Below are 23404 nucleotides of genomic sequence, written 5' to 3' on the forward strand. Positions count from 1 at the left end.
GGTCTGTTCAATTGCCGAAGGCTTTCCCGATGTCGGGCGCGCGCTGCGGAGCAGTGATGCCGCCGTTGAAGATGTTTCCATTCGTCGGTTGCCAGTAGTATTGCTGAGCGAACTCCTGTTGCGCCCGCTGCTGAATGCGCCCGAGATAACCGGGCGAAAGATTCTCCTGAATCGAATGCATCACCGCGTGATCGATCGCAGCGCGGGCATACCATAGGTTCACGAACGGCAAATGCCCGCGCACGAGATTGAGCGTCTCCGCGCCGACGTGCGTCTGCTTTCCGTTCGCAGCGAGATAGGCGTTCTTGATGCCGACCGAATACATCAGGTCGAAGAGCGAACCGAGCGTCGGCCCGGACAGTGTCTTGAGCGCATTGGCGCCCGCGTTGCCGTATCCATCCGTCGGATCGATCAGCAGCATGTCTCCGACGAAGCTCAAGCCGCCGCCCTTCATCGCCGCCTGAAACCAGAACTTCGGCTTGGTCATGTCGATCGGGTCTTTGCCGTCCTTGATCTGTGAGGCCTGCACCGCGATCGCACCGAGCGCCGTCGTTGCCACCGAGAGCGCAGCCGCATACGCAAGCTTGTTCGCCGCGACCGGCGCACCTTGCAACCCGCTCGGCGTGTCCAGAACGCGCTGCCAGTGCCGCGTGATGATCGCCATCGGGAACGACTTGAACTGCATCACCGCGCGCGCGAACTCGCCCGTCGGCGTGCCGCGTTGCAGTCCGCCCCATGACGCGGCCGTCTTCGACTTCAGATCGGGATTGATGATCGCGGATTCGGACTCGTCGACGATCATCGCCATGACTTTCGTCAGCACCTCGTTCGCGCGCGGATCGCCGCCGGCGCGGATCGCATCGGGCGTGATGAACTCCTGCCCCTTGTACTGCGTCGGCTGCGTCGCGCGCACGACGTTCCAGTCGGCCTCATCGATGCCGTGCTGCGTGAGACGGAAGCGATCGTATTCCGAGAGCGCCGCGTAATCCGTCTTCGCGAGCCGCGCCATGCCCGACATCATCGTGAGGCTGAAGCCGCGGCGCAGCGTGTCGGTCCACGCGCGAAGCAGCGAAAGTTTCTGCGTCGAGTTCGCCAGCTTGCTCGGCAGGTCCGCGCGCAGGTTGTCGCCCGCCCACCGCTGCAGATCCGCCGACATCGACTCAGCGATGATGCCGTGCATCGTCAGAAAGTCGCGCGTCTCGCCGGAGCTTGCCACCTGGGCGATGTTCTTGATCAGGCCGAAGTAGCTGAGCTTGTTGTAACCGGTCGTGATGAAGAGGAACGGCAGATCGGTGATAGATGACAGCAGCGTGGATTGCAGCTTCCCGGCAGACTCGAGCGAGCGAGCCATCATACCGATGCGCGCGAGCTGCGCATTCGATGGCGTCGAGGCCGTGCCGTTGACCATGTTCCAGTAGCTTTGCGGCCGCGAGCCGAACGTGCGCGGCAGATCGTCCACCTTGCGGCCGTCGGCCTTCGCCGCCATCTCGAATTGCAGGCGCATCTGCTCGTTCGGATTCGGGCCGTAGCGCTCGACAAGACCAATGCTGCGCGCCATCCCGCCGATGTGCGCTGTCATCGCGTCGTATGCGCTGCCGCCGCCGTACTTATTCATGTAATCGAAGTACGCGCTGCCGTCGCGGAAGTGGATGTCGCGCGACTCGCTGCCTTTGTTCGCGCGCATGCCGGTGCCCTTGAACTCGCCGGGCGTCATCTTGTTCAGGCCGTCGCTGGAGATCGTCTCCCACGCCTTCGAGAGCAGCGCGCCGACTTCGGCATCGTCCATGCGCGATCCGTCCTCACGCAGATAGCGCGAGCGGTCGAGCAGCGGCAGCGTGTCGTCGACCCATTGCTGCTGCGCCTTCGCATCGCCAGCGCCGCGCACGCGCACGGTGTCGTGCGGCTGCGGGATGTATCCATAATCGAGCTGGCCGACGTCGCCGCCCGATGCATTGAAGCGCTGACGCAGCGACTCGATCGTCTTCAGCCACGCCTCCGCGCCCTTCTTCGCCGTCTTGTTGCCGGTCGAGCCGTCCGCGTTGCTGTAGATCTCGCTGAGCAAGTCGCGCGACATGCGTGGGTTTTCGGAATCGAAGAGGAACATCGAGACGCGCCGGCCGATGCTCGCGCCTTCAGTGCTGCGCGCGGCGTTCACCAGATCGAGCAGCCCGCCGAGCGCGTCGTGCTTGATCGCCTGAATGTAGCCGTCGGTATGGTTCATGTCCTCGACGAGCGCGTGCGCGCGCTTCTCGCCGTCGGCAGTCGCCGCGACCATGCGGTCTTCGGTCTGGATCGTCTTCAGGATCTGGAGCTTGCCGCGCGCGACCTTCTTATCGGCTTCAGCCTGCAACTGCTTCATCGCCTCTTGCGCCGCGGCCAGCGTGCGCTGGTCGGGAGACAGGCCGCGCCAGTTCGGATCGGTGCGGGCGAGTTGCGAGGCGGTGCGGCGCAGGCGCGCATCGATGGCGTCGAGCTCGGATTTCTTCAGCGCCCGGCCGGCGGCCTGGGCGACAGCTTGCGCGCATTGCGGTGTCATTCGAATTCCTGTGTGCGGATGAAGCAGTTGGCAGCAACGTCGAGCAGCGGCGCATCGGCCTTCTCGCGCGCGGCCTCGGCTTGAATTGCGGCGAGCGCCTCGGAGAGCGGGACGTCTTTCACCTCGCCGTTGATCTCGACAGAGACGATAGCGTCGGGATTGGCAGCGGCAAGATCAGCGATCGCGGCATCGAGGTGCGGCGCGCTCTCGGGCGACGGCGCGGCGGCAGCAGTTTCCGGGGTTGCGCTCTCAGACGAGGCCGTCTCGGAGACAGGCGTTCCGGCCTCGCTTCCAGCGGCGGCCGTATCACTGGCGGGCGCTGCCGTCTCGCGCGGCGCGGCAGACGTCTCTGCTGTCGGCTCGACGCGCGGTGCGGCGGTGTCGGCGTTCGGGATGCGTGCCTCGGGCGGCGCTTCGCGCGCGAGCGTGCCGACGGCGTCCGCGATCGCATTGCGGCGCGTGGCCGGCGCATCGATCGCGGCGCGCGCGGTGCGCAGGTTCTGAAGCGCGGGTTCGAGGATTTGCAACTGCTGCCGCGCAGTGTCGGCCTGCGCATTCTCGTCGATGCGCGAGCGAAGCCGCGTGATCTGCTCTTGCTGCGCGGCGGTCTGCGATTCGAATTCAGCCTGCGCATCGCGCGCGGTCTGCGCTTGCTCGCGCGCGGCGCGCGTCTTCGTCACCTCGTACGTGCGGCGCGGCTGCAGATTCTGCGTGATCGTGTCGAGGCTCGGCGGGTTCTGTTCGAGCGCGTTCAGTTGCGCGCGCATCGCCGACACGTCGCCGCGCTCGGCCGCGTTGCCTGCCGTCGCCGTCAGATCCGCGTGCTGCGCTTCCATGCGCGAGATCATGTCGTCCATCGCCGAGGCCTGATTCAGCGTCTCGGGACGCAGCGTGTCGGAGACCTCGACGCGCGCGCCTAGGCCCATCTGATCCTGCGCGCGCTGGAACGCGGTGAGGTTCTCCGCGAGGCCCTGCACGTCATCGGGATTCGCGAGGTTCGTGCGGTCGATCAGATCCCGGTTCAGCGCGACGCGCGCGGCATCGACTTCATCCGGCGTCGGCACGCGGCGCCCGGCCATCTCTTGCGCACCGCCGTCGCTCAGATACTGCTGCACGCGGGAAAGGTAGTCGCGCGTTTCCTTCGTCGGTGCCGCGCGGCCCGCGTGCACCGCGTCGCCCGCCTTCGTGCCGCCGTTGTATGCCGCGACCGCCGCGCGCACGTCGCCGTCGTATTGTTTGATCAGGTCGGGCAGATAGCGGCCAGCGGCGTCGATGGAGTCGAGCGGGTTCGTGCGATCGCCGCGCCCGTACGCATTCCAGGTGGAATCGGTGAACTGCATCACGCCGCGCGCGCCCGCGCTGCTCACCTGATTGCTGTTCGAACGCTCGCCCGCATTTTTCAGCGCGACGATGACGCCGGGCGGCAGACCGTTATGCTGCTCGACCTGCGTGGCGTAGTCGTCGAGGCGCGGATCGTTGTGCGGCACAGCCTTCAGTTCCGACGCACTCATGTCCGCGAGCGGCCGCGCCGCTGGCGTGCCTGGTGCTGCCGCTGGCGCGCGCGCCGCGCCGCGCATGTGCACCGCGCCGAAGAAGGCAGGGACGGCAGTCGAGACAGCCAGCCCGACCGGGTCGAAGGGATCGTACTGGTTCGCGATCTTATCGTAGCCCGCGTTCTCCAGAATCGCCTTCGTCGCAGCGGTCTGCGCGACGTATGCGCCCGGGCCCGCGCCAGCGACGAGCGCCGCAGTTTTCAGCAGCGTGTTGCCCGCGATCGGCGCGACAACACCGAGGCCTGCGCCTGCGCCTTCCACAGCGCCCACCGCCGTGCGCGTGCCGATATCGACGCCCTGCTCTTTCAGGCGCTGCGATGCCTCCGAGCCCACGTCTGCGGCGGTGAGCGCTGCGCCGACGAGCGGGCCGCCCGCGAGCGAGTAGCCAAGTGCCCGCGCGCCTACGCTCGTGAAGCCGAACAGCGTGCGATCGACGACGTTCGAGGTCATCGGATCTGGATTGAAACCGGCCGCGATGCCGTAGAGACGCGAGCCGATCTGCGATGAAAACGCATCGCCGCTCTGCACGCGCGCTGCGGCGTCCGCGCCCTGGTCGGCGAACTTGCGCCGCGCCTCGGGATCGACGAGCAGCGCAGGATCGGCCTGCGCGCCGTAGCCCGCCTGCACGTCGCCGAACGCGCCGACGACATCCGACCAGAATCCCGCCGTGGCAGTCAGGCCAGAAGCGACGCCTTTGCCGATCGCCGCGCCCGCGGTGCCGACAGGATTGTCATCGCGCATGAACCAGTTCGGCGTGGGCGCGGGGGGTGCCGGGCGCGACCGTGCGTTCGCGTCGTTGATGGCCGAAAGGGTGTCGCTCGCGTAGGGATCGTTGATGTCCATCGCTTATTTCAGTCTGAGGATGATGGGCTGACCGGCGCTGTTCGTAGCGAAGCCGGTGCCAGCGACGACGGCATAGCCGCCATTCGGCGTCACGCGCACGAGCTGCGCACCGGGCACCTTCGAGATGAAGTCGGCAACCGGGATGTTCGTCTTGCCGAAGTGCACGTTGCCGTCGGAAATCGGCGTCTGCACGCTCGCGGGCGTCACGGCCTTGACCGATGCATTGAATCGGTCGTCATCCCATCCGTAGGGCTTCGCCGTCGGCTTACCGTTGAAGGTCGTCAAGCCGCCGGTTGCGGCATCGACTGCCAGCTTGACCTTTGCCGCATCGACCGACTGCGGTGCGATCTTGTCGCGCGCGGACAGCGCGGCGTAGATGTAATACGCGGAATCGACCGCATCCTGATCCTGCACGCCGCTGGCGAACGTGCCGCGCACCGCCTGTGCGATCTGAGCGCGCGCGCCTTCTTGCACCTTGTCGTCGACGCCGGCCGTCTTGTCTCTGATGGCCTGCTCGCCCTGGCCGATGAGTTGCGCCACCGGATAGCCGCCGACCGTCGTCGCGTTGATCGTGCCCTGCATCAACTGCAGATAGAGCGGGCGGTGCGAATCGCCGATCTGTTTGGCGAAGTCCGCCGCGCGCGACGGGTCAAGCATCGTGCGGCCGAGTTGCGAAATCGCGGATGCGCGCTGATCGACGGGGAGCGCCTGAAGAACGTTCGCAAGCTGCTGCGCCTCTGCGGGCTGGAATGGCGAGACCTTGCGCCCGGCCGCCTGCTCGACGACGCCCTGCGCGCCCGCGCGCGAGTTCGCCACCGCGATCGCGTCATCGACGGATTGGATCGGCACGACCGGCGCATTTTGCGTCACGCCATACGCCTGCGCGGCCTGCCACGGATTCTTCTTGTACGCATCGACGGCCGCCGAGTGGATCTGCTCGTACTGCGTGAGCACCTTGCTCTCGATCGGATCGACGCCGATCTTCGGATCAGCCGCAGCGGCGCGCATGCGTTCGAGCGTCGAGGCCTGCTGCGTCAGCGATTGGCTGCCGAACTGTGCGCCTTGCGCCTGCACCTGAACGAGAGACTTCGCATCGGCCTCGGCTGACGTTCCCTTCGCCGCCGTCTGCAGATCGGAGAGTGCCTGGGGCGATAGATTCTGCCCCTTCGAGATCACGTCGAACGCCGCGTTGAATGCGGACGTGGCCTGCGTTTCGCGCGCCTGCGCCTCGCGATCCGCCGCGTTCTGCTGCTGCGTCAGCAGCGTCTGCGCGTGGTTCGTCAGGATGTTGAGCTTGTCCGCCTCGATGTTGCGCATCCACTCGAAGCCAGCGGGCAACGGCTTGTCGGCGGGCGTCTGAAAGGCTGTCATGAAGCCGGCGGGATTGTCTGTCGCGACGCGCGTGCCGGCGGCGACGGCGGCCTGCTGCGTGACCTTCTTCGCGAGCGCGGCTTTCAAGTTTCCGTCTATGCCGTCGAGTCCATTGATGGTGCCGATCAGCGGCGCGAGCGAGGCGTTGTATTGCGACGGATCTTGCGCGACCGTGCGCGCGACGTTGTCCGCAGAATCCGTGACATTCGATGCGATGTACTTCGTGCGCATCGTGTTCTCGGCATCCTGCATCGCCGTGCCATAGATCGTCTGCTGATGGTCGAAGTAGAGATTCAGCGCCTTCTGCGCATACGGATTCGTGACGCCTTCGAGCGTGTCGGTGCGCAGCTTGTCGAAGGTCTCCTGAAATCCTTGCGAGAGACCGTAGCCGCCCGTCGGCGCGTTCGCGAGCGCCGCGTTCTTGGCGGCGTTCAGCTGCAGTCCGACCTGCGACGTGACGCGCGCGGCCTCGGTCGCGGCGGCGTCTTTCTGCACGAGCATCTGCGCGTCGGCGAAAGTGCCGACTGCCTGCCCGGCCTGCGTGATGCTTTGGCCGACATTGCTCGTCGGCACCGCCATCGGTACATCGGGCGCTGGCGTGCCGCCCTGAATCGAGGCCTGCTGCTGATAGGTAGGGATGCGGACCGGCATTACAGTGCACCTCGCGTGTAATCGCTCACGCCAGCGCCGAGCCGCGCGAAGCGTGAATAGCTGGTCAGCGCCGCGGTGCCAGCGCCGAGGACGCCGCCGACAAGCGAGTTTGTCACGTTGCTCTTCGCCACCTTGGACTGAAATTCATCGTTCGCGGCCTGATCTTTATAGGCCTGCCCTTGCAGAATCCCCTGATAGCGCGTCTGGAGCGCATCGAGTTCCGCCTCGCCAGCGCTCTGCACCTGCGAGGTGAGCATCGATCCGCTATTCGAGACGAAGCCGGATTCGCTCGCGCCCGCGGCCTGCGCGCCGAGCTGCTGCGTCGCGTTGCGCCGCACCGCCTCTTCCCTCTGGATGCCGACGTCGAAAGCCGACTTCGAATTCTGGTCGGCGATAGCAGCATTCTGTTTTGCGATGGTGGACTGCGCGCTCGATGCCTTCGCCCCTTCGATTCCGGACACGAGTTGTCCGGCAGCGCTCAAGCCAGTGGAAACTGCCTGGAGCGTGCCGATCGTGCTGGCGGCGCCGGTAGCGGCCGGAGCAACGACCGATGCCAGGGCGCTCGAAATGCCAGCGGACGCGGCTGCCGTTCCTGCCGCTGCGGCTGTTGCATCCGCCACCGCACCCGCACCGATGCCGGAAAGCGCGCTGCCTGCCGCCGCCGCTGCTGCACTGCTCGCCGCGGCTGCCGCCGCTGCGCCCGATGCCGATGCCGCGCCCGCTGCGGCCGCACCTTCACCAATTCCAAAGTCGGCCATATCACTTCACCCTTGCGTAGAGAATCATGTCTTGCCCATCGGGCGTGAATTTGCGGCGCACACATTCCAACTCGAAGCCGAGGCGCTCAGCCCACCGCTTACCGGCCTCATGCGTCGCGCTCACGTCGATCTCGATGCGTGCCCACGGCGCATCAGCGAGCACGCTCAGCACGAGCCGATGCAGCGGCCTGAAGTGCGCGAGCGCTTGCGGCGTGATCATCGACCAGCCGATGCCGCGATCGCGCCATGCCTCGGCGATGCCGCCGCATGCGATCGGCTCACCATCGAGCAGAACGCCCCAGGCCACCCCGCGATTCGCGACGAGCGTGTGCGCGTACGCTTCGTCGATGGTGTGAATCGTCGTCTGTTGCGCGGTCTGGAGCTTCGCGCCCACTGCGACCACGTGATGCACTTGCAGCTTTTCCAGCGTGATCAATTGAATATCCCCATGACCGGCATCAGTGCGAGCACGACGCACGGCAGCGGCTGCTCGTTCTCGAAGCAGATGGACGGCGACTCTTCATAACCACCGCGCCACTTCGCTTTCTTGTCGCCGGTGAAAAGCGGCACCGCGTTGTCTTGCAGGTCCCCGGGCTTGCGAAAAAGGATCTCTTCCATGTTCGAGAAGTCCGGCCCGATGAAGCCGCCGACGGATCGATAGAAACGTACCGTCACGTCCGTGATGCGCTTGGTCTTTCCCTGCACCGTGCCGCCGGCCGACTGGACGCTGAGTTGCATCGTTCTGAAGCGCGCGATCGCGGGAAGCCCGACGTGCACCTTTGCCGCCGCGAGCGGGATCGTGATCGTGCCGTTGCTCACCGTCTGATTCGGCACGCACGCGCCGTCGGCGAGAACCTGCACGGTTTGCCCTTCGAGGTGGTCAAGCCCTGAGAACGTCGTCGTCTCGATGCCGTCGTATGCGAGCCCGCAGTCCACGTAATGCGCTTCCTCGACGCCCTGGTCATCCTGAAGCGGCCGCGCCATGTATTCGATGTAGCGTTTCGTCTCGCCGTTGATCGTTCGCCGCACGATCATCCAGAGGTCGTCGTAGAAGCCGTCGGGCGAAGCCATCGTTTCGACGCATTCCACGAAACCATTCGCCATCGGTTGACGGTGCCAGCCGTAGACATCGGAACGTCCGGGCTCGCGGTCATAGGTCATGCCGATCAGCGTGCCATCGGCGCGCGCGGCCCACACGATCGAATACGGCTCCTGCTGATAGGCGATCGAGACGACGCCCGCGAAGGTGCCATCTGTGCCGTTCGTGATGTGGTCGGCGAGCTTCGTGGTGTCGGTCGAGACATACTTGTTCGTCGAATAGTCGTAGTCGAAGTCGCGGACCTTGCGGCCTGCCTTCTGCACGAAGATGATCAGGCCTCCGATATCGAGCGGCACGATCGCGCGCGAGCCGTAGCTGGAATTGCGCGTCGCCTGGATGTTCGTCGGGCCGACGGCGGTCACGGTGGACGTGGGCCCGACTTCCCACTCCTCGCCGTTCAGGCCGACGATCAGATTGTCCTGCTCGACAAGCCACACGATCTGATTGAGCTTGCGCGCGTTGAGCTGCTCGGTCATGCCGTCATCGTCGGCGGTCGTGTCCGCTTCCTTGAACTCGAAGTTTTCATAGTCGGCGGAAACGGAGAACGCGAGCCAGCGCCCGCGCGCGAGCACGAGCCGATTGCGCCAGAAGGTGCCATTCGAGGGATAGCCGTCGGCCGAGTTGAACAGCGCGCGACGCCATTTCCACGTGCCGGAACCCACGACCTGAGACGGGATCATGACCGCGTCGTTCGGATCTCCGCTGGTAACGTATCCCGTGACCTGCGTCGAACTGGTGTAGCCCATGATGAGCACGTAGCCGTAGCCGCTGTGCTGATATTCCCACTCGACGCCGATCGCCCCGTAGACGTCCGAATCGATGAAGTCTGTCCCGTCGCCGTCCCATGCTCTGCCGGCAGTGTGCACGGGCGTCTCAACACCGGTGACACGTGGCGCTGAACCGGTGACGACCTCACCGAGTTCGGTGCACTTGTACACGCGGCTGCCCACGCGCCGGAAGTCGCCAACGTCCACCTTCTGATATGTGGACCACGGTTTGATGTCGGAGAAGTCCTGCTGTTCGAGATAGAAGATCGTGCCGACGTCCGCCGGAGTGAACACCGCAGAATTGGCGGTCAGCGTCGTGGAGCCCGTCTGAGCGCTCGAATAGACGATGATCGCCTCGTTGGTGTTCTGATCCTGAAAGGGGCCTGCAACCCAATCCACGGAACTCAGCGTGAAGGTCGTCGACGCGGTGCGCACGAGCTTCTGCGTCTGATAGGACTGGTGGAAGATGTACAGCGTGTCGGCGCTCTGCGCGAAGCGCAAGGCAAAGGTGCCTTCCGCGCTCATCAGATCGGCGACTGCATAGGGCGTTGCGATCGTGACCTGCGCCATGCCGCTGATAAGCTGGCCGCGATTGGCATAGACGCGAATGACCTTGTCGCCGAACTCCAGCATGTAGTTCGTGCCGTTGGAGACGGAGAAGCTTTTCAGCCATCCACGGTTCACGCTGTTCGCGACTTCGCTGACGAAGTACGTGCCCCCGCGACGCACCATCGGGCCTTGCACGACCGGGACGAAGTTCTCGACGAGCGAGCAGCCGTTCGGGTATTTCTCGAAGTCGACGCGACCGCCCATGAATGGCGACAGTTCGCCCGCGTCGAACGTCGTCATGATGCCGGACACGTCCATCATTAATCTCCGTGGTAATGCCGATGGTTCCCGCTTCCGCCACGCGCCTCCATCCACGTGTCATCCGCGATTGCCTGCGACGGCCGCTCGATGGCGTTGGCGCGCTTCGCGACCGTGACGGCCGATGCGTATTCCTGCCACTTGGCCGTAGCTTTCGTCGTGCTTTGACAGATCGGTTCGGCGCATTCTGCCGCGAGGCGGCACGCGAGAACCTCGATGAACAGCGCGTCGTATTGCAACGTGCTTTCCGGCCGCGCGATGTAGCGCAGCGCGAGCGGCGCGCCAAGATCGGTCAGGATCTGGCGGCCTTCGATCGAGAACAGGCCGCGCGTGTCGGGACGCGGATAGACCGGGTACTGGCCGACCTGCAGCGTGCGCAGCCAGTCGGTCGGCAACTGGAAGGCGCGCGCGTAGCCGAACTCGGGAGCGGTGGACAGTGCGGGGAGAAGTGCTCGCGCCTTTGCGAAATTCCAGACGTTCGCCCGGAGTTCCGCATCGGCCACGATGTCGAACATCGACTTGAGGGTTTCTGCTGCCTTCGAGGATTCGTCGAAGGTGGTGATGCGCGCTTCACCGAGTTTGGTGAGCGCGCGGTTGCCGATGTCAAGTTTGGACGCCACAGGTCACTCCGTTACGGCGCGCCTGGATCGTCCTGCCCGCCGGATGTATCGTTCGATGTCGAATTCGTCGCGCGGGCGCCAGAGGCTTTTGGGCGCGGCGTGCCCTTTTCGTCCTTGTCCACCGGCTCCATCCAACTGCCCGGCTTACCGTTGAACTCGAACTTCTCGCCCGGCTCAACGATGCGGAAGACAACGCGTCTGCCCTCAGCTTCAGGGCGGCGCACCGGCTGCACATCGTTGACCGGAATCTGACCGCGCTCCTTTGCGATATAAGTCGGCATTCGATCAGCTCATCAAAAAGCCAGACTTGTACGTCGCGTTCGCTTGGGCATCCTTGACGATGAACGCCGAGAACTGGCCGCCCGTCAGCGGACCCGTCGCGACCGTATAGCGAACGCCAAGATAGCGCTTGTACGTACCGGCGGGCAGGCGCACCTTCGCGAGCGTCTGCCTGGCAGCCATCTGCGCGAGCGAGAACGGCCCGAGCGTCATGTGCACGTTCGTGGAGCCAGACGACAGGTCGGTCGTCGTGTCCGATTCGAGCGTGACCGTGACAGTCGCCGCGCCGGATGCGGTTGCCGCTGCGTCCGTTTGCAGCACGAGCGTCGTGTCCTCGCCGGCGCCGATATCGACGGTCGGGTTGGTGCCCGACGGGTTGAGGTCGATGACGTTCGTCGAGACAGCCGTCGTCGTGACCGCCTGGCTGTCCGAGAACTCGTTGGTCTTATCGAGAATCATGAAACTCTCCTGTGCGCCTGAGCGCGTCGTGAATTAGCTGATGACCGATTCGGTGTTGAGAAGCTGGTCCACCGTGCGGATCGGGATGCCGAGGAAGCTCGTTTCGAACTGGCTCGCCGCTTCCTTGATCGACAAAGCCGACGACGACTTGGAGAGCGCCATCTTTTCGAACACGCCGCGCATCGTGCGGTTCGCGTAGAAGCGCGGCGACACGCTGCCTTGCAGCATCGGCAGGCGGTTCTTCGCATCGATCATCGAGTTGATCAGGTTTTGCGTCGCCTGCGTACCCGTCTGACCGTTGGCGTCAGAGACGTCGATATTGGCGATGCGCACGACATAGCGCCAGTCCTTCACGACCAAGCCGCAATCCCAGCCGTACAGGTCCGCAAACGCGCGATAGCGATTCTGGCTCGCATCGAATGCGTCGAGCTCACCGAGGTCCTGATGAGTCAGGCCTGCTTTCGAGTTCTTCGGGTAGATTCCGAAGACCGTGCTGCGACCCCAGCCAACCAGATAGATCGACGTGTTGTCAGATCCCGATCCGCCGGCGTTGATGATGTTCTGCGCGACGCCGCTGCCCGAGATGGCCGAGTAGCGCGGAGCCAGACCATAGAACTGTTCCGGGTTGATGCTGGTGTCGCCATAGAGCAGCGCCGTGCAGAAGTCCTGCCCCATCTTTTCGATGAAGGTCGAGGCTTCATCCAGGCGGAACACCGACGGATCGTTCGCCATGTTCACGGCCTTGACGTCCACTTCGCTGCGCGCGGTCAGCATGCCGCAGGTGTCGGTGACTTGCGCGGTCGTGCTCTTAGAGACCGGGACGCCGCCATACAGCTTGCGCCAGACGGTCGACGGCAGACCGGTGCGGATTGTCGACTGGTTGCCCGTCGGCAGGTTGCCTTCGATCCAGGGAATGTCCTGCACGATTTCGTTCGTCTGAGCGAGCAGTTCGGCGACATCCGCAGTCGAACCATCCGGGTCGAGCCGCTTGGCGATATCGATGATGTTGAGACTCTTGGTACCGACGACGGTGGCCATTTATGCACTCCGAGTTTTTGATTAGCTGCGTTACTTCGGCATCGAGCTTTTGAACATGCGTCGCGCTCTAGCTTCATACGGATCAAGCGGTGCAGCCCCGCCGCTTTCCGACCCGCCACCGGCGGCATTCAGAACACCTTCACCGAGCGCCGCGCCGATCTGAGCAAACGTCTTCATGATCTGCGCCGCGCCGACTTGCGATTCAAGCTTGCTCACCACATCGGCCGGGATGCCGAACTGGTGCAGCGCCTGCTGCCCGAGTGCGAGCTTCGCGTCGAACTCGCCACCCCATTCCTTGCGAAGCTCGCCCATCTGCTTCTCGCCTTCCTGCTTCTGCGCTGCGACCGCCGCTTCGTTCAGGCCAGCGATGTGCGCGTTCCACTTCGTGACGAGCGATTCGGCAGCCTTCTGCGAGATGCCCGCTTCGTGGAACCATCCGGCCGCCTGCTTCGCGAGCGCACCGTCCTGACCTTCGGGCACCGGCAGCTTGTAGTCTTCGGCCTTCGCGGGAGCCGCGTTCGCAGCACTTGCCGCCTCCGCGTCGCGATGCGCCTTGACCGCTTCGGCCGCGCTCTTGTAGCCCTTGCTTTCCGCATACGCTTTGAGATCAGCGTCACCGAGAGTGTCGAGGAACGACGGCGCAGTATCCTGCGCGCCCGCCGCAGCCCCGCCAGCACCAGCAGCAGCGCCGCCAGCGCCTTCTGCACCCGCGCCAGCAGCGCCCGCTGCACCACCGCCGCCGCCACCTTCGCCCTCGTTCATCAGCATGTGGCGCATCAAGAGTCGCTTAAACATTCGTTACCTCGTTGTGGTTGGGTTACTCATCGCTGGCGTTTCCATCCCGAACTCTCGCCATCTCGAATATCTGGTCCTCAGAGACCCGAAGAAGCGTCAGGATTTGGAGATAGACCTCGCGCCGGCCTTCCGTGTGGACGGTCGCGTAGGGATCGACCGTCCTATTGATGGGGGAGATGTGGACCGAAGATTTGTGCGCGCGGCAAAACTTCGCGAGGTCGGCCAAGACCACCCGGCCGCTTTCGGTCAGTTCGCCGTTCTCATCGAGAAAGCAGGCCTTGTATGCGCGAGACCGGCCGCGCATACGATAGAGCCAGTTGAGCGCAGCTTTGCTGAGGTTTCTCATACGCCCGGCGTCCCCGACATTTGCGCGGCGGCGGCGAGATCCTTAGCGGCCGATGCAGCCTGCGGCGCGGCGTTCAGGATGTTCGTCAGCTGCGCGGTCTGCGCTTCCTGCGCCTGCTGCGCGGCGATCTGATCCTCGGACACGAGATACTTGACCGGCACACCACCGATATCGGCGAGGCCGCGTGCGACCTCCTGCCCGTTGATGACCTTCAGCGCGCTCTGATCGAGTTGCGCGACGGTCGCGACCTGCTGCACCCACTGGAGCACCGCCGTGCCTTCGCTCGCGCGCATGGCCTTGTTGAGCGGGCTGTCGTAGACGATGTTCACGCTCGCGCCGGCCTCGACGAGTTCCGGCGGCATCGGCGGCAGCACGCCCGGCGCATGGCCGCAGATGTCGAGTTCGCGCTCGATCATCTGCCCGAGCATTTCCGTCTGCACGCGGCCCATCGTCGGGGCGAGCAGAATGCCTTTCTCCTGCGCACGCTCCAACACCTCGGTCGCGGTCATCTGCGGCGCCTCGGTCAGGATCTGAAACAGCGTGACGTAGAAGCCGGTGTTGATCGTCGCGCGCTTGCTGTCCGCGTATGCGGTGCCCGCCTGAATGTTCTCACCCAACTGCAGCGGCTTGACGAGCTGGTTCCCGCTGTTATCGAGGCCGCCGTGATTGAGCGCACCGGAACGCAGATCGAAGCCTTCGAGCACGCCGTCTTCGGTCAGCAGCAGCGGCGGATCGACCGCCTTCTGCGCGCCGCGGATGATGGTCTTTTCCATCTCGTTGACCATCTTGATATCGGGCAGCGCATCTTCCGCCGGCGAGCCGCCGTACTGCGTCTCGGAATCGACATAGAACCGGCCCACCGCGTACGGATAGGTGCGGAATCCCGACCGGTCGATGAGTTCGCCGTTCCAAACCCACACCGATTCGAACGCCATGTTGAGCGCATCGAGCCTGCCCGCGACGCGATCGGCGCGCGGCTGCACGCGGTGCACGAACTCGAATTTCGCTTCCGGGGTGCGATCGTAGGCGTTGACCATGTGCACCGGCAGCTTCGAGCGGCCCCACTTCTGCACGGCCTGGCGCGCGGTGAGCGTCCAGCAGTCGCACGACTTATCGACGAAGCCAGCGGCGTTCTCGACGAAATAGAAGCGATTGAGCGGGCGCGCGCGGTACCGGATGCCTTCGCCCTTAACTTCCTCGATCATCAGTGGACCGTTGCCGAACAGGCCGAGGCTCTGATAGGACTGGCCGATCTGCGTGGTGAAGCCGCTGCGCCACGAATAGCGGACGGCGAACAGCTTCTTCACGACCGCATCGAGATAAGCGCGCACGTTCTCGTTATCGTCGAGTTGGCCGGCATCGACCGAGAGGCGGTGCCATACCTGCGTGTGCGGCGTGATCATGGAATCGATCGCCGCCTGAAAATTGCGCAGCGCAAGCGGCGCGGTCGAATCGAAGATACGCGTGTTGCGCTGCTTGCCGGGCTCAGGCTTGCGATTGAAGCCGTTCATGCGCGGCATCATGAAATCGACGATCTCATTCCACGTCGCTTCGAACGTGGCACGGTACGTCTTCATTTCCGACAGGTCGTTGTGGACCGAGGAGACCAGATCCTTTTCGTCGGCGGCCATTAGGACCCCAGCAGTGCTTTGGTCGCGACACTGCCCGGCGACACCGTTGCACTGTCGCCAGCCGAGACGGTCGCGGTCACGCCCTTGCGGCGTTGCAGGCGATCCTGCGCGTCCTGCTCCGCTTGCGTCGTGTCGGTGATGGCCGGGACATTCGTCGCGGTCGTCTTAGGGATCTTGGGCGAGCTAAACAGGGTGGTCATTGCCGGGTCCGGAGTGAGCGTATGAGAACGCATCCTCCGGCATCAGACGCGCAGCATCCTGCGCAGTACGCCCAACGACGCCCAACTACGGCTCAGGAGAGCAACTCAATCCATGATCGCGCGTGCCGCACGCGGCTTCACGCGCACAGGCGCGACGAGATGCTTGTGCTCACCAGCACCGACGAGCATGTATTGCAGCGCTTCGGCCACGTGCGAATACATGTTCTTGTCGGCCTTGTCCGCGAAGCGCTCGCCGGACACCGCGAGGCGGCGGAAGCAATAGCCGCCCGCGAGCGCCTTGCGCAGCGTCGTGCACTGCGGGTGAACGATCAAGCCCGGTTCGCCGTCGATGATTCGCGAGAGCGCCTCGTCGACCGCGCCATAGCGCAGCGCCGTGTCGTTCGTGGGCGCGGGCTTCGCCGCGAGGCCAGCAGCGCGGAGGATCTTGAACGGCGTGTCCTCGTCGTCGGCCTGCGAGCGCTGGTCGCCCGCCGGGTCGCCCGAGATCGCCATCAGCTCCATGTCCGGGTAATGCACCGCGACGTGCCGCTTGATCTCCTGCCCGAACTTCTTCGCGCCCATGCTCGTCGCGACCAGCTCACTGTGGATCCGCCATCCGCCCATCGGTTTGCGCTGCCCGAACGTCACGGCCGGCGTGAGGCCGAAGTCCATGCCGATGAAGATCGGCGAGACGCGCAGGATCTCGAACGGGCGGCAATGCAACGAGTCCACGTAATCCGGATGGATCGGACGCCCGTCGATGACGAAGCCGTATTCGTTGGCCAAGTTGACCTTGACCCAATCGGCCTTCTTGCCCTGCATGCCGTTCTCGTAATAGCCCGGCGGCAGGTTGATGAGGTTCTCGGCGTGCGGATTCGGGGCGTACTTCTCGCCGTCGCGGATGACGCCGCCCGGCTGCGTGAGGAACAGCCAGCCGTCCGGCTTCGTCTCTTCGGCCAGCAGGTACAGCCAGTGATCGGTGTCGGGCGAGTTGGTGTCGCCGAACATGCCGTACCACGTCGGGCGCACGTCTTTCGGATAGCGGCCGACGCGCAAGTCCAGCATGTCGACGACGGGCTTGGCGAGTTCCTTCACCTCGTTCAGCCAGACCCACGTGGCCTGCAAGCCGCGCGCCTTCTTCACGTCTTCGGGCCGGTCGAACGCGATGAATACGACTTCGGCTTCGACGCTCGTGCCGTCTTCGAGATCGAACGACAGGTAGTGCGTCGGCGGCTCGCGGCCACCGCCCACGTAGCGCCCGAGGTCGCCGAACATGTCCAGCCAATCCTTGATCGTGGTCGACAGCAGGTCGGAGTACGTGTTCCGGACTGCGATGCCGCGCGTGCGGCGCACGCCCTCTGCATCAGGCTCCTGCGCGCACATGATGCGGAAGCCCTTCCAGCACGACGCGTTCGTCTTGCCGCTGCCGAGCGGCCCGCGAATCACCGTGCGGCGGACGGTCGAGAGGATGTACCGCTCAAGCGTTTCGCCTTGCGGCTCGTAACGAAACTCGATGTCGTCGCTCACTCGTCGTCCCCGCCGTCGTTCTGCTTCTTGCGGCCGGTGAAATCCTTGATGCGCGCCTTCGGCTTCGTGATCTGCAGCTTGTCGTTGAACATGCCGAGGTGACGGCCGAGCATTTCCGCGACCTTGTTGCGATCGCGCACGCGCACCTTCACGCCTTCCTTCGTTTCCTCGACGCCGTCGAAGAGCCGCGTGTCGCCACCAACGAGCGTGCGCGTGTCTTTCAGGAACACGTTGCCGAGGCCTTCGCCGAAACACTCCTGGCACTTCGGGCTTGGATCGCGGCGCGGATCCCATCCGGTGCCGCCCTTTTCATCGAACGGCGCGAGCGGCTCAAGATCCTTTTTCTGCGCCTCACGCACGAGCTTCGCGTAGGCTTCGCGGTCCCGTTCCATCTCACCTTTCGTGCGCTGATAGCGATTGTCTTCGCCGTAGCAATAGCGGCAGCACGTGCGGCGATACTCGCTGAGCGACGCCGCGTCGGCGCGGAACACCGCGACGAGATCGCGCAGCACTTCGTCCTGGTCGATGCGCACGCGCGCGGCGCGCTCTTTCATGCGCTCGTTGATTGCCTCGACGACGATCGGGCGCGAGAGCAGATGACACGCTGTCGTGCGCGCCGTGGCCTTGCTGTAGCCTGCGCGAATCGCGGCAGCCGTCTGCTTCAGGTCGACGAGATATTCATCGACGAAACGGGATTCCCGTGGATTGAGTGGTCGGCTCATGCGCAAAGCACCTTGTCTTTCATACTTCGAACCCCGGCAGAGTGAGCGAGACCGGACCTTCCGGCTCGCGGCGGTCGCTTGTGCGCGACATCTTGTCGATAACTTGGGCGATGCCCGGTCGGAAGACTGCATCGAGCGCGCAGAATCCATCAATTGCGGAGCGCGGTGCAGACTTCCGGCTGGACACAGAGGCGGCGCTTGCGATGTATTCAGTGCGCGGCACGTCGGCGAACGATTTGCCGGTGACGCGGCACCACAGCGCGAGGATGAGTTCGCCGCGGCGGAACGTCGGCTCGTCGACGCCGTTGCGATAGTTGCGAACGGCTGACGGGCTGACGTTGAAATCGAGCGCGCGAACGACGGCCGCGTCGCGCAGATTCGCGCGGCGAAAATCTTCAAACACCTCGGACCAGTCGATCACGCGTTGCGTCATAGGCGGCCTCGATTACAGATCGGCGAACCGCTTGCCGAGGCCGACCGACACCGTGTCGAGGAAGCCGATGAACGCGATCAACTGCTCGCGGCTCATCTCGACGACGGAGAAGCCATGCAGCGAGCACAGCAGGCCGTTCTCGTGCTCGTCGCGATGCGCATCCATCCACGCATCGTGCTCGTTCTTAGCAGTATCGGATGCGTCGCCATCCGAGTTTGCCGATGACGACGAAGTGCTTTCCGTCAGGCTCTTCGATGACGGTGAAGACGGGACCAACGTCCCAACTACCGCACCCGACTCCCCCAGGGCACTCGCGGATTGATCCGCCGAGCCGGTGTCAGACGAAGCCGCTTCGCCTTGGGCTTGGCCCGCGGTGTCGGCGTCGGACGAGGCATTGCTCGCAGACGATGACGTGGCGCTTTCGGACGTGCCTGCCGCATCCGACGCAGCGCCTTCCCCCGATGCGGTGTCTCCCGCGTCAGCGCCCGCCACGATCACGCCACCAGCGCCCAAAGGGAGCGGCTCACCACCACCGACAGGAGCATCGCCAGCCGCTTGCGCGCCATCGACGGCAGCGGCTGCATCGTTTCCCGCGTCAACTCCAAGCGTATCCGCCGAAGGGTTCGCTTGGTTGCTCAGGGTCGATGACTCCGCATCCGAACTCGTCGCAATCGCGCTGCCATCCGTCGCACTCGGGGCAGCGCTGATCACGTTTCCCTCAGCGCTTGCCCCATCCGTGGCAGCGGGCGCAGAGCCTTCCGTCGATTGCTCGTCCGACGAGGCACCACCAGCAGCGTTTCCCGCGGCTGCCTCGTCATCGGTGATGCCGAAGCGCACGAGCAGCGCGCCGAGCAGCAGGGAGAGGATGTTCGTTCGTTTCATGGTCATGCTCCTTGGGTGTGGTGCTGCGGTTTGTGAGTCGCCAAAAGCTACTCGCAGAAAGCGGCCGAAATACCCCGCAAAAACGGGCCTATTTCGGCCTTGACTTATTCGACGTTGATGCCGTTGCGTGCGGTCGCGAGCAGGAAGCCGAGGTAGTTCCACACGCGGCTCTTTGCCTTCTGCAACGCGTATTGCTCGCCGATCGCCTGGTCGTAGTTCGCAGGATCGACGCACGCCGATTCCTCGATGAGCGTGAAGCCGTTGCGCAGCTTCACGAGCAGAACCGTGTGATTGCCCATGCGCGTGCCCTCCGTGCCGACGATGAAGTCGTCGACCATCTGCGCGTTGATGCGCGAGCCGTCGTGGCCCTGCGCGAGATACGCGGCCTCGAACACATCCTTCGGCGACCACGAGATGTAGCCGTCGGGATACTTCACGGCATAGCCGGGTTTGCCGTCCTTCTCCTGTTCCCACGCGACGATTTGCTTCGTGCCGATGTAATGCGAGGTCATGTCCGTTTTCTCCGATTGGGTTGAGGGTGTTACGCGTGCTCGGCCTGCCGCTCGCGCCACTCGACGAACGGCTTGCGCAGGAAGTTGTGAAAGCGCTGCTCGGCGTCGCGGTTCGTCGCCAGCTCGCGCCGAGACGTGACCTCGCACACCGTGCGGATGAACTGCGCCGCGACATCGGCATCGACCGCGCGCGGCGGGACCATCCACTGCGCGACCCACTGCTGGAACTGCGGATCGCGCGCGAGCATGCCGGCGAGTTGGACGGGGCCGAATGCCATGGCTAGACCTCCAAAGGATCGAACAGCGACGGCGCGACTGACCGACTTTCGGTCGGCCTGTCGAGATCGAGCGCTACTTGCGGCTGCGGCGTGCCGATTTGCGTGATGGTCACGACGAGCCGCGCGCCATGCTCGTCCGGCTCCGCGCGCTCTGCCGTGATGCGTCGGACCCAGACGTCATCGAGGAACGCGATGCCCTTCAGCGCGTCGAGCAGCACCTTCTGCGCGTTGTCCAGGTCGATGCATTGCACCGTGTCATGCCACGCATCGCCAAGCTTGCGCATGCGAGTGCGGAAGTCCTGCGGGCGATTCGGGAAGAGCGTGTAGGCGATCGCGACGCGGCCAGTGATCGGCTCGCGCACACCAGCGGCGCGCACGATGCGCTCGACGTCTGCCTTGAACTCTTTCGCCTCGGGGCTGATGTACGTGCTCACGATCGGCGCGCCTGCCTTCGGCTTGATGACGCGCGTGCGCCAATATCGATTGGCCGATATCGGGTAAGGGAGCGTGATCGTGATCATCGCGGCAACTCCAGCACGGCGGCGACGTATTGCTTGCGCATGACGTTAAAGCGATCGAGACTCGCCGCAGCCTGCTCGTCGCTCATCGCAGCCAGCGCGAGCGAATCGCGATCCTGAACCGGCATCGCGGGCTTTCGCTCGCTCACGGCCTCGCGCATCGCATCGACGATCGCGTCTTGGATGATCGCCTGGTACTGCACCTTGCCGCCCTTCAGACGATGCTGATCGACTGCGACGATGCGGCGCGCGATGCGCAGCGCGTACTCATCGAACGATTCGAATCGGTCAAAGTTTCCTTTCATCATGATTCAGCCTTGCTCCTGAATGCGCTTGATGACGGCCATGCCGAGGATGCAGAGCGCCGTCCAGACGAGCACAGCGACGATTCCTTGGAAGTCGGAAGACGGCAATGCGGGGATGTGTGCGAGGTTCATGCGCTCACCTTCGACGGTTGAATCGGGGCGGTCCACGAGCGGCGTTTGATGCCGAGCGCGGCGAAAAGAGGATCGAAATCGGCGGGCAGAGTCATCGCGTGAGCTCCGGCATGTGTTGGGTTGCGTGCGTCGGGCCGACTAGCGGTGCAGTAGGCACGGTCAGGGGAATGCGCTCTTGCTCGCCGAATTTGCCGGTCTGGTCGATCAACTCGCGCTCTAGGCGCATCAGCCACATCTTCACGACGGGCTTCATGGTTCGACCTGAAGGCGGCACGGGAGGCGTGTCTTTGCCGTCGGCGTTGAAGAGCAAGTCCTTGCGGTCCATGCCGATCAGCCGTTTCTGGATCGCTCGATAGCCGGCCTCATTGCCGTAGAACGAGCTGAAGCAGCGGCGAATATCGAGCGTCGATTCGACGATTGGCAGAAGTTCGCCGTTCAAGGCGCGCGTGATCGAATCGTTCAGCGCGCTCGGCTTGTTGATGTGGCAGAAGCAGTACCAACGGCCGTCAGATCCCACCGTGCCGAGGAGCGGACAGCCGTAGGCGGCACACATGCCGGCGCGAGATTGGTCGTAGTCGCTCATATGCCGCTCTTCATCCAATGTTCGATGTCCAGCGCTGCGCTGCTATTCACGGAAAGCCGGGCATCTTCGACGTGCGCGAAAATTTCAGCCGCCGAACGAAGCAGAATTGCCTTCGTAGTGCCGTTCGGATAATCCGACGCGAGGTCGATGAGAGATTGCGCCGCGTCACGCAGTTTTTCGATTCCGTCGTTCATGCCGGCTCCTTGGCGTTCAAGGCTTGCTGAATGCGCGATCTGAACGCGCTGGGTTCTTCACCGGGCCGTGCATCAGCAATGCCGATCTCACGAGCCTTCGCGCGCATCGTTTCGTTCGTCGCCCACCATGCATCAGCCTTCGGCTTGGCAGGCTTTGGAGCGAGCAACTGCTCGACGATCGGTGCGAGGTATTTCGGACCGGGACGCAGAACCTCGCGTGCTTTGGCCATTGACGCCGCCGTGAGCAGCAAGTCGTCCGTCACTCGCGGGTTATCGGCCCAGCCCTGCACGATGGGATTCGAAGCATTGCAGCCTTCGATGCCATTGCTGCGCATGAGAATCGAGATCGAAGCTGCTCTCGAATTCGGAACAAGCGGCGCTGGCGTCGATTCAGGCGGCGTCGCTTGAACTACCGCCAGCGCTTCTAGGGTTTTGTCTCTGTGTCCCTCTCCGTCTCCGTCTCCGTCTCCGTCTCCGTCTCTGTTGGAGGGCATGTCCCGAGGGACGTCTTGGGGACTTTTGTTGGTTGTCTCCGGGGACAAGCTAGATTTGTCCCTAGGGACAGGATCTCGATAGTCAGGGGACAAAAACTGTTCGAGTGTCGGCAACGGATAGGCTGTCCCATGACGCTGGTTATGCTTTTTGATGCGAGCGCACTCGGACTTCCATCGCTGCTGGAACTTGGATTCCCAGGCGTCGCAAGCCTTTGCAGCGACAACGGGGTGATATAGACGACCATCCGAGCACTTGATCCAACCGCGCAATGCGCCATCTCGCACGCGCTGCCATTCCTTCACCACGCGGCCAAATCCGGCAAGTTGGGCAAGCACGCGGTCGTCGTCGGGAAGGGACGCGGCCGGAATCTGATGCCACGACGCGCACCAGAGCAACACGGCCGACCAACAGCACTCTGGAGTTTCAAGCGCGGCGAGATCACTGTCGCGCAAACGCTGCACGTCGAGCTGCATAAATGGGAAGTCACGCAGATCGCAATCGGCGGGAGTGAGAGGATTCAGGAGTGTGTCCATGGCGTTCGCCTTATTTCTCGGCCATGCCTTCGATGCGGCCGACGAGACCGAACAGCGTGCGAATGTGATCCCACACGCGCAGCTTCACGGCCTTCACCTCGTGCTGTTCGACGCGGCCATCCTCGAAGGTTTTATTCACTTCGCGTCCGATGTCGCCGTTCGTCTCCCACGTCTTGGCCATCAATTCGATGACGTCGGCGTCGGCGCAGTTTTCGGCTTCTGGCAAGCGGATGAGCGTCATGCCGAGCTCGCGTGCCCACGCTTCAACGATGCGTGAGTCACCGCTCACCGCGGTCATTCGCACGGCTTCAGCGAGCGTGAGGTGATTGATCGACTGATTGAGATTGACCTTGTTGCGTAGGAGCGCGGCAGACATGCCAAGGCGCGGCCCGAGTGATTCGGTGCCCCCCGGATAGTCGTGCGCAACTGCGTAGGCTGCGTCAGCGGTATTCACGATTGAATAGGTCGAATGTTGTG

27 protein-coding genes are annotated in these 23404 nt (G+C 64.0%); all 27 read right to left on the minus strand.

Going from position 1 to position 23404, the window contains the following annotated elements; all coding sequences use genetic code 11:
* Positions 1 to 7: 7 nt before the first annotated feature.
* The gene (locus tag LY284_RS19645; protein WP_233387690.1) at positions 8 to 2536 is read right to left on the minus strand and encodes a hypothetical protein; all 2529 of its coding nucleotides are present in this window, start codon (positions 2534 to 2536) and stop codon (positions 8 to 10) included.
* A complete protein-coding gene (locus tag LY284_RS19650; RefSeq protein WP_233387691.1) occupies positions 2533 to 4932 on the minus strand; it encodes a transglycosylase SLT domain-containing protein in 2400 nt (799 codons plus the stop codon). The genes LY284_RS19645 and LY284_RS19650 overlap by 4 nt, the downstream gene beginning before the upstream one ends.
* A gap of 3 nt (positions 4933 to 4935) precedes the next feature.
* Positions 4936 to 6954, minus strand: a complete 2019-nt coding sequence (locus tag LY284_RS19655; protein WP_233387692.1) for a hypothetical protein — start codon at positions 6952 to 6954, stop codon at positions 4936 to 4938.
* The gene (locus LY284_RS19660; RefSeq protein ID WP_233387693.1) at positions 6954 to 7712 is read right to left on the minus strand and encodes a hypothetical protein; all 759 of its coding nucleotides are present in this window, start codon (positions 7710 to 7712) and stop codon (positions 6954 to 6956) included. The genes LY284_RS19655 and LY284_RS19660 overlap by 1 nt, the downstream gene beginning before the upstream one ends.
* Before the next feature lies 1 nt (position 7713).
* Positions 7714 to 8148: a GNAT family acetyltransferase gene (locus LY284_RS19665; protein WP_233387694.1), complete on the minus strand. Its 435-nt coding sequence runs from the start codon at positions 8146 to 8148 to the stop codon at positions 7714 to 7716.
* Positions 8145 to 10448, minus strand: coding sequence for a hypothetical protein (locus LY284_RS19670; protein WP_233387695.1), 2304 nt, complete (start codon positions 10446 to 10448; stop codon positions 8145 to 8147). Before LY284_RS19670 ends, LY284_RS19665 begins: the two co-directional genes overlap by 4 nt.
* Positions 10448 to 11065, minus strand: a complete 618-nt coding sequence (locus LY284_RS19675; protein WP_233387696.1) for a hypothetical protein — start codon at positions 11063 to 11065, stop codon at positions 10448 to 10450. Before LY284_RS19675 ends, LY284_RS19670 begins: the two co-directional genes overlap by 1 nt.
* Before the next feature lie 11 nt (positions 11066 to 11076).
* The gene (locus tag LY284_RS19680; protein ID WP_233387697.1) at positions 11077 to 11346 is read right to left on the minus strand and encodes a hypothetical protein; all 270 of its coding nucleotides are present in this window, start codon (positions 11344 to 11346) and stop codon (positions 11077 to 11079) included.
* 4 nt (positions 11347 to 11350) lie between these two features.
* On the minus strand, positions 11351 to 11803 hold the full coding sequence (locus tag LY284_RS19685; RefSeq protein WP_233387698.1) for a Bbp16 family capsid cement protein: 453 nt from the start codon (positions 11801 to 11803) through the stop codon (positions 11351 to 11353).
* 33 nt (positions 11804 to 11836) lie between these two features.
* On the minus strand, positions 11837 to 12841 hold the full coding sequence (locus tag LY284_RS19690; RefSeq protein ID WP_233387699.1) for a major capsid protein: 1005 nt from the start codon (positions 12839 to 12841) through the stop codon (positions 11837 to 11839).
* Between the two features lie 30 nt (positions 12842 to 12871).
* A complete protein-coding gene (locus LY284_RS19695; RefSeq protein WP_233387700.1) occupies positions 12872 to 13636 on the minus strand; it encodes a hypothetical protein in 765 nt (254 codons plus the stop codon).
* A 22-nt stretch (positions 13637 to 13658) separates the two neighbouring features.
* Entirely contained in the window at positions 13659 to 13982 is a 324-nt protein-coding gene (locus LY284_RS19700; RefSeq protein ID WP_233387701.1) for a hypothetical protein, read from the minus strand.
* Entirely contained in the window at positions 13979 to 15613 is a 1635-nt protein-coding gene (locus LY284_RS19705) for a portal protein (RefSeq protein ID WP_233387702.1), read from the minus strand. The genes LY284_RS19700 and LY284_RS19705 overlap by 4 nt, the downstream gene beginning before the upstream one ends.
* Positions 15613 to 15813: a hypothetical protein gene (locus LY284_RS19710; RefSeq protein WP_233387703.1), complete on the minus strand. Its 201-nt coding sequence runs from the start codon at positions 15811 to 15813 to the stop codon at positions 15613 to 15615. The genes LY284_RS19705 and LY284_RS19710 overlap by 1 nt, the downstream gene beginning before the upstream one ends.
* A gap of 105 nt (positions 15814 to 15918) precedes the next feature.
* Positions 15919 to 17340 (minus strand): TerL, encoded by a 1422-nt coding sequence (locus LY284_RS19715; protein WP_233387704.1) that lies wholly within the window; start codon positions 17338 to 17340, stop codon positions 15919 to 15921.
* A complete protein-coding gene (locus tag LY284_RS19720; protein WP_233387705.1) occupies positions 17337 to 18062 on the minus strand; it encodes a terminase small subunit in 726 nt (241 codons plus the stop codon). The genes LY284_RS19715 and LY284_RS19720 overlap by 4 nt, the downstream gene beginning before the upstream one ends.
* A 19-nt stretch (positions 18063 to 18081) precedes the next feature.
* The gene (locus LY284_RS19725; RefSeq protein WP_233387706.1) at positions 18082 to 18495 is read right to left on the minus strand and encodes a hypothetical protein; all 414 of its coding nucleotides are present in this window, start codon (positions 18493 to 18495) and stop codon (positions 18082 to 18084) included.
* 12 nt (positions 18496 to 18507) lie between these two features.
* Positions 18508 to 19377 (minus strand): hypothetical protein, encoded by an 870-nt coding sequence (locus LY284_RS19730; protein WP_233387707.1) that lies wholly within the window; start codon positions 19375 to 19377, stop codon positions 18508 to 18510.
* Positions 19378 to 19481: 104 nt separating this feature from the next.
* Positions 19482 to 19889, minus strand: coding sequence for a Gp49 family protein (locus tag LY284_RS19735; RefSeq protein ID WP_233387708.1), 408 nt, complete (start codon positions 19887 to 19889; stop codon positions 19482 to 19484).
* Positions 19890 to 19918: 29 nt separating this feature from the next.
* Entirely contained in the window at positions 19919 to 20167 is a 249-nt protein-coding gene (locus LY284_RS19740) for a hypothetical protein (RefSeq protein ID WP_233387709.1), read from the minus strand.
* Between the two features lie 2 nt (positions 20168 to 20169).
* On the minus strand, positions 20170 to 20688 hold the full coding sequence (locus LY284_RS19745) for a RusA family crossover junction endodeoxyribonuclease (protein ID WP_233387710.1): 519 nt from the start codon (positions 20686 to 20688) through the stop codon (positions 20170 to 20172).
* On the minus strand, positions 20685 to 20993 hold the full coding sequence (locus LY284_RS19750) for a hypothetical protein (protein WP_233387711.1): 309 nt from the start codon (positions 20991 to 20993) through the stop codon (positions 20685 to 20687). The genes LY284_RS19745 and LY284_RS19750 overlap by 4 nt, the downstream gene beginning before the upstream one ends.
* Before the next feature lie 3 nt (positions 20994 to 20996).
* Positions 20997 to 21122 (minus strand): hypothetical protein, encoded by a 126-nt coding sequence (locus tag LY284_RS38675; protein WP_255724429.1) that lies wholly within the window; start codon positions 21120 to 21122, stop codon positions 20997 to 20999.
* 91 nt (positions 21123 to 21213) lie between these two features.
* Positions 21214 to 21723 carry a hypothetical protein gene (locus LY284_RS19755; protein ID WP_233387712.1) on the minus strand — a complete coding sequence of 170 codons (510 nt, stop codon included), beginning with the start codon at positions 21721 to 21723 and terminating at the stop codon, positions 21214 to 21216.
* A complete protein-coding gene (locus tag LY284_RS19760; RefSeq protein WP_233387713.1) occupies positions 21702 to 21899 on the minus strand; it encodes a hypothetical protein in 198 nt (65 codons plus the stop codon). Before LY284_RS19760 ends, LY284_RS19755 begins: the two co-directional genes overlap by 22 nt.
* Positions 21896 to 22927, minus strand: coding sequence for a DUF1376 domain-containing protein (locus LY284_RS19765; protein ID WP_233387714.1), 1032 nt, complete (start codon positions 22925 to 22927; stop codon positions 21896 to 21898). The genes LY284_RS19760 and LY284_RS19765 overlap by 4 nt, the downstream gene beginning before the upstream one ends.
* Before the next feature lie 10 nt (positions 22928 to 22937).
* Positions 22938 to 23381, minus strand: coding sequence for a phage regulatory CII family protein (locus LY284_RS19770; protein ID WP_233387715.1), 444 nt, complete (start codon positions 23379 to 23381; stop codon positions 22938 to 22940).
* Between the last annotated feature and the right edge of the window lie 23 nt (positions 23382 to 23404).

The sequence above is a fragment of the Caballeronia sp. PC1 genome (assembly GCF_021353155.1).
Classification (GTDB): Bacteria; Pseudomonadota; Gammaproteobacteria; order Burkholderiales; family Burkholderiaceae; genus Caballeronia; species Caballeronia cordobensis.

Coding starts and splice junctions, on each gene's coding strand:
- LY284_RS19645 (WP_233387690.1), bottom strand. CDS start 2,536: ATGACACCGCAATGCGCGCAAGCTGTCGCCCAGGCCGCCGGCCGGGCG.
- LY284_RS19650 (WP_233387691.1), bottom strand. CDS start 4,932: ATGGACATCAACGATCCCTACGCGAGCGACACCCTTTCGGCCATCAAC.
- LY284_RS19655 (WP_233387692.1), bottom strand. CDS start 6,954: ATGCCGGTCCGCATCCCTACCTATCAGCAGCAGGCCTCGATTCAGGGC.
- LY284_RS19660 (WP_233387693.1), bottom strand. CDS start 7,712: ATGGCCGACTTTGGAATTGGTGAAGGTGCGGCCGCAGCGGGCGCGGCA.
- LY284_RS19670 (WP_233387695.1), bottom strand. CDS start 10,448: ATGATGGACGTGTCCGGCATCATGACGACGTTCGACGCGGGCGAACTG.
- LY284_RS19680 (WP_233387697.1), bottom strand. CDS start 11,346: ATGCCGACTTATATCGCAAAGGAGCGCGGTCAGATTCCGGTCAACGAT.
- LY284_RS19685 (WP_233387698.1), bottom strand. CDS start 11,803: ATGATTCTCGATAAGACCAACGAGTTCTCGGACAGCCAGGCGGTCACG.
- LY284_RS19690 (WP_233387699.1), bottom strand. CDS start 12,841: ATGGCCACCGTCGTCGGTACCAAGAGTCTCAACATCATCGATATCGCC.
- LY284_RS19695 (WP_233387700.1), bottom strand. CDS start 13,636: ATGTTTAAGCGACTCTTGATGCGCCACATGCTGATGAACGAGGGCGAA.
- LY284_RS19700 (WP_233387701.1), bottom strand. CDS start 13,982: ATGAGAAACCTCAGCAAAGCTGCGCTCAACTGGCTCTATCGTATGCGC.
- LY284_RS19705 (WP_233387702.1), bottom strand. CDS start 15,613: ATGGCCGCCGACGAAAAGGATCTGGTCTCCTCGGTCCACAACGACCTG.
- LY284_RS19710 (WP_233387703.1), bottom strand. CDS start 15,813: ATGACCACCCTGTTTAGCTCGCCCAAGATCCCTAAGACGACCGCGACG.
- LY284_RS19720 (WP_233387705.1), bottom strand. CDS start 18,062: ATGAGCCGACCACTCAATCCACGGGAATCCCGTTTCGTCGATGAATAT.
- LY284_RS19725 (WP_233387706.1), bottom strand. CDS start 18,495: ATGACGCAACGCGTGATCGACTGGTCCGAGGTGTTTGAAGATTTTCGC.
- LY284_RS19730 (WP_233387707.1), bottom strand. CDS start 19,377: ATGAAACGAACGAACATCCTCTCCCTGCTGCTCGGCGCGCTGCTCGTG.
- LY284_RS19735 (WP_233387708.1), bottom strand. CDS start 19,889: ATGACCTCGCATTACATCGGCACGAAGCAAATCGTCGCGTGGGAACAG.
- LY284_RS19740 (WP_233387709.1), bottom strand. CDS start 20,167: ATGGCATTCGGCCCCGTCCAACTCGCCGGCATGCTCGCGCGCGATCCG.
- LY284_RS19745 (WP_233387710.1), bottom strand. CDS start 20,688: ATGATCACGATCACGCTCCCTTACCCGATATCGGCCAATCGATATTGG.
- LY284_RS19750 (WP_233387711.1), bottom strand. CDS start 20,993: ATGATGAAAGGAAACTTTGACCGATTCGAATCGTTCGATGAGTACGCG.
- LY284_RS38675 (WP_255724429.1), bottom strand. CDS start 21,122: ATGAACCTCGCACACATCCCCGCATTGCCGTCTTCCGACTTCCAAGGA.
- LY284_RS19760 (WP_233387713.1), bottom strand. CDS start 21,899: ATGAACGACGGAATCGAAAAACTGCGTGACGCGGCGCAATCTCTCATC.
- LY284_RS19765 (WP_233387714.1), bottom strand. CDS start 22,927: ATGGACACACTCCTGAATCCTCTCACTCCCGCCGATTGCGATCTGCGT.